General features: G+C 60.3%; 5 protein-coding genes and 1 pseudogene. 3 read left to right on the top strand and 3 right to left on the bottom strand.

What is annotated here, in order from left to right; genetic code table 11:
• Positions 1 to 466 precede the first annotated feature (466 nt).
• Positions 467 to 610, bottom strand: a complete 144-nt coding sequence (locus CXY73_RS21710; RefSeq protein WP_158253957.1) for a hypothetical protein — start codon at positions 608 to 610, stop codon at positions 467 to 469.
• A gap of 114 nt (positions 611 to 724) precedes the next feature.
• On the opposite strand from CXY73_RS21710, the gene CXY73_RS00305 reads away from it, so the two are divergent.
• From CXY73_RS00305 to CXY73_RS00295, 3 genes are all read left to right on the top strand, one after another.
• Positions 725 to 1,603 carry a phospholipid scramblase-related protein gene (locus tag CXY73_RS00305; protein WP_104176422.1) on the top strand — a complete coding sequence of 293 codons (879 nt, stop codon included), beginning with the start codon at positions 725 to 727 and terminating at the stop codon, positions 1,601 to 1,603.
• 268 nt (positions 1,604 to 1,871) lie between these two features.
• Positions 1,872 to 2,477, top strand: a complete 606-nt coding sequence (locus tag CXY73_RS00300) for a GIY-YIG nuclease family protein (protein ID WP_233198051.1) — start codon at positions 1,872 to 1,874, stop codon at positions 2,475 to 2,477.
• A gap of 272 nt (positions 2,478 to 2,749) precedes the next feature.
• Positions 2,750 to 3,016 (top strand): hypothetical protein, encoded by a 267-nt coding sequence (locus CXY73_RS00295; RefSeq protein WP_104176421.1) that lies wholly within the window; start codon positions 2,750 to 2,752, stop codon positions 3,014 to 3,016.
• Positions 3,017 to 3,063: 47 nt separating this feature from the next.
• Here the strand turns inward: CXY73_RS00295 and CXY73_RS00290 are convergent, their stop codons facing one another.
• Both CXY73_RS00290 and CXY73_RS22420 read right to left on the bottom strand, forming a co-directional pair.
• Complete coding sequence (locus CXY73_RS00290) at positions 3,064 to 3,408, bottom strand: hypothetical protein (protein WP_104176420.1); 345 nt, start codon at positions 3,406 to 3,408, stop codon at positions 3,064 to 3,066.
• A 264-nt stretch (positions 3,409 to 3,672) separates the two neighbouring features.
• Positions 3,673 to 4,324 (bottom strand): annotated as a pseudogene (locus tag CXY73_RS22420) (hypothetical protein); the annotation flags it as partial.

The following is a 4,324-nucleotide window of genomic DNA, read 5'->3' as shown; positions in this document are numbered from 1 at the left end:
TCACGAGGGAGAACACGTTGTAGATGGTGTCGTACTGGATCTGGGTGAGGGAGTCAGGTATCAAGATGTCCTTTGCTGTTCACGAGCATTCGCCAAAATGGCCGGGATCAAACGAAAATAAATAGCTAACTAGGTTCCGTATCTCAACGTACTCCGGCCAACGGGAGTTTGCCAGATAATTCCCGACTAATTCCTAGAAATGCTGATCAGCTTCGAGTTTCTCGCGAGCCTATTTTCGTGTATCAATCGATTCGCACTCTTGCAAAAGATCGAGTGCGACGGAGGCGGATGATTCATGTAGCAGACGCCGACCTCGTGATTTTAGGCGCGGGCCTGGTCGGGCTCACTTAGGCGGCCCGGTTGGTTCAAGGGAGTTTCGGCCCGCGCGTTGTGCTGCTCAAACCTCGTCGGCCTATCGAGACGATCACAGCTGGTGTTTTAAGCCACCGGATCAGCATGATCTGTCTCACTTCATCATCGAGGAGGCGTCGTTGGCTGGCACGTTGCCCCTGGAGCGGATCACGGCGCTGGCCTGAGAAGCGGGCGCGAAGGTGCTGCTGGTCGGCGTCACACTAGCGCTGACGCGGTAATTCACAAGTCGTCGGGTCATAAGCGCTCGCCTCCGTCTCGAGTTGGTCGTAATGCGGACATGGTGTCCGCGGCATGTCTGCGTTCACACCTGTAATGCCTCTTAGGGCAGTGGCTACGCTGTTAGCCTGCATTCATGAGTCAGCAAGCGACACAGGGTTGGTACCCTGACCCTTTCGGCCGGCATCAGCACCGGTGGTGGGATGGTCGTCAGTGGAGCGAACACGTCGGCTCGGCGGGCCGGCAGACGGTCGATGCACCCGTTGTTACCCCGCCGACGCAGGCCGCATCACACCCGACGCACGTAAACACGCCGGTGGTTAAGAGTGCGCCAGGCAACAAGAATGTGCAGCAGCAGGTCCGTGAGCTTGGCGTCGCGGATTCCGCACTTGCAGGCGGTGGCACACTGTTCACCGAGCAGATCCTGGTCGTGAACCAGAAGGCCAAGTTGTTCGAGAGGAAGGCCGAGTATTCGGTTTTTAGTCAGCACGGACACAAGATCGGCGGCGTCCGGCAGTTTGGCATCAGCATGTCGCGCATGGTCGTGGGGCGGGACAACGAGACCAAGCGACTCCAGATTGTCGACACTGACGGCCGCCCGATCCTAACGCTCACCAGGCCGGCCACGGTTCTGAAATCAAAGGTGACTGTTATGCGTCAAGACGGCACGCCCCTGGGTCAGATCGTTCAGGAGAACTTTGGCGTGATGGCATCGATGCTCGGCGGTCGGTTCAACATTCGCTTCCGCATCGAATCAGGCGGGGAGACACTCGGCACAATCAACGCCGAAAGTTGGCGTGCCTGGGACTTCAGCATTCAGGACCCACACGGCTCCGAGATTGCACGAATCACCAAGACCTGGGCGGGGTTCAGCAAGGAGATGTTCACCAAAGCCGATAACTATGTGTTGCAGATGCATCGACCGCTTGAAGATCCTCTGCTCTCGCTCGTAGTTTCCGCGGCCCTCGCCATGGACACGGTGCTGAAACAGGACAGCAACCAGCGAAGTCGCTGACGGTTGGAGGCCGGCTTCTTGGAATCATCGACGCACCCTGAAACGTAAAGAAGGAAAGACACACGAATGACATTGACGCTCGGCCCGATTCTGCTTGACGCGGGTATCGATCTCTCCGACGCCCTAGTGATCCGCCACGCATACGTTCGGGAGCACGAGGATAGCGGCATACGAGGCATCCACGCGGATTCCACAACTGCGGAGATTCTCGAGTACACGCGAAACCAGTCCACACAACGATTCCCGGCCGTTCCGCCACGCTTTTGGGTTGTTTTTTATCAAGGAAGGTGGAGACCAGGCGCGACTGTGGTCTGTCGTCGAGAACCGCGGCGAGATCTCCAACGATGGGCTGCGCCGGATCTTTGACGTGGTCGAGTCGGAGCGCATAGTAGACCTTCGAAGCCGCCTGGTGATCGGCTGGAGATCGCCACGCGCTTGTTGGATGCATGCCAGCACGGCCGCAACCTACCCGGTGATGGGCATCGCCGATGCCGAGCCGGTGCCGTTTTCCGGCTTCGATCGGCTCGTGCTCGATCACGCGAAACTTCAGGCGGTCATGCGTGAACATCGATATGCTTCTTGGCGCACCGCGCTCGGGTCGGTGGTTGGAATCTACCTGATCACCGACACCAGCGACGGACGCCAGTACGTCGGCAAGGCGGACGGCGCCGACAGCATCCGTCAGCGGTGGGGCACGTACGCGGCCAATGGGCACGGCGGCGATGTCGGGCTGCGAAATCTTCAACCTGCCAGCTTTCGTTTCTCGCTCCTGCGGGTGTTCGATCCTTCTACGCCGACGCCCGTGATCGACGCCGCTGAGAGCCATTTCAAGGTTGCGCTCGATACGCGTCGCCACGGTCTGAACCGGAACTAGGGTACGGCGACTATCCGGACGAATGTCAGAGACACGGTGCAGCCAGAGGGTGTTTTTAGCGACCAGCGACTTATGGGACTGCCCCGAAGTCGCCCCGTGGGACCGCGGCGCGCCGTCGGCTGTCGCAGGCCCTGGTCGCCAACGGTACAGAGCGCGTCAACGAGCCGGCACTCGTGTTGAGGCGTAACTGACGTTCTGGCCAGTTACGGCTGGCATACCTCCTGGTAGCGGCCTGAGTGGTTCACACTCGTCCGTGCACAGGAGGCTTCACTATGACGAACCTGCAAGAACAGTTCGACGATCTGCTCAGCCGCACCGTCCTGGCTGCACTGTTCTACTGTCCGGAGATCACCGTCGACGATGACGGCCACAACTTGCGGAACGACGTCGCGTACTGCCTGGAGCCGGTCGCTGCGATCGCCCACGAAAACGCCGGACGGCTCCGCATCGCGGTCGGACGTGTGATCACGAATCCGACGGCGCATCGCTTGGAACTTTTGGCTTTCGTTATCGAGTTGGCCCCGCCGCCGGCCGTGTAGCAGCGATCATGAACGTCCCCGTCCGATGGGAACGCAGCGCCGGTAGGTCAGTCGCCTGACCGGGGGCCGAGAAGCGGCGTCAATATGTGGCGGGGAACCGCGACCGGATCCGCGACCGGATCCGCGAGCTGAACCGACTCTGGCGAGCCGAACACCTCGACTGTGCCCGGCAGGTCAACCGCGACTCGATGCGTCGGGTCACAGCTCGCCAGCACCGCGAAGCCGAGGTTCGCGCTCGGGGGAGGGAGCGCGCGAAACTCTGGCGGGAAGCGCACCCCGATCGCAAGCGTGAGTAGCAGTAGCAGCAGCAGCAGCAGCAGTAGCAGCAGCGCTGGGTGGCAAAGAATCGCGAAAAAATTCGCGAGTACTACAACCGTTAGTACGAGGCACACCGTGACGAGGTCAACGCTGCAGCGAGGCGGCTTAAGCGCAGCCTGAGTCGGGCCGGCCTCCCGTCAAAACTCCTGCACACGACGACCGCGGCCGAGCGACGTGCCAAAAAACGCGAAGCCGACACCTATCTCAACGACACATCGCGGCCCGAGCGTCTGCCGCAGTTCACGGTGTGCGCCGAATCGCTGACCGAGCACATGCCTATGAACGACGCCCGTATTCGCGAGCTCGCCGAGGAGTGAGCGCCGTACCGCACTGCGAGTTCAAGCGCCAGGCGCAGCCCGACCCGCGATTGCTTGGCGCGGGTGTAGGAGAGCTTCGCCATCTGTTTGATGAACTGATCGCAGCGAACGACGCCGATCTCGCGCAGCGTGAGATATTGAAATATAGGTAACCACGAGCGTGCGCATGTTGCGCTCATACAGATTGCGGGTGGTCTTGGAGATTCGACCCTCCGCGTCGACGTCGTGCAGCGAGTACGTCACCAAGGCGGTGAAGGGGCTGTCTGGAGTCAGATATCCGTTCGTGGGCTGTATCAGTTTCCTCTCAGAACGTTTGCCCTTCAACGCTCGCTCGGCTGCCCTAGTTAAGGTGCCGGTGGCCTGCACCAGGCGCGACTGGCCGTCCTTGTCTCGATGGTGGTTGCGGGCCTCGAACTGACCCGAGGGCCTGATGCGGATCGTTATGTCGCCGAAGGTGCCGATCGTGATGCGTGGCCGCGACATCTCAGCTCGCCGCCGATTGACGGTACTGGGCTTCCCAGACGGTTCGTGCTGCTGGGCCATCCAGGAGCGTACGTCAGAGATCGCGAATTTCAGATGCTTGCCGAACCGGTACGTGATGCTCCTATAGTTGTCAATTGTTTTTTTGGATGGCTTTTTGCTTGTGGAGCCAGTCCCGAAATTGGTTAGCGAG

It is taken from the genome of Cryobacterium sp. Y50, assembly GCF_002929805.1.
GTDB lineage: Bacteria > Actinomycetota > Actinomycetes > Actinomycetales > Microbacteriaceae > Cryobacterium.
The sequence above is the reverse complement of the archived record's forward strand: the minus strand, read 5'-3'. Positions and strand labels throughout refer to the sequence as shown.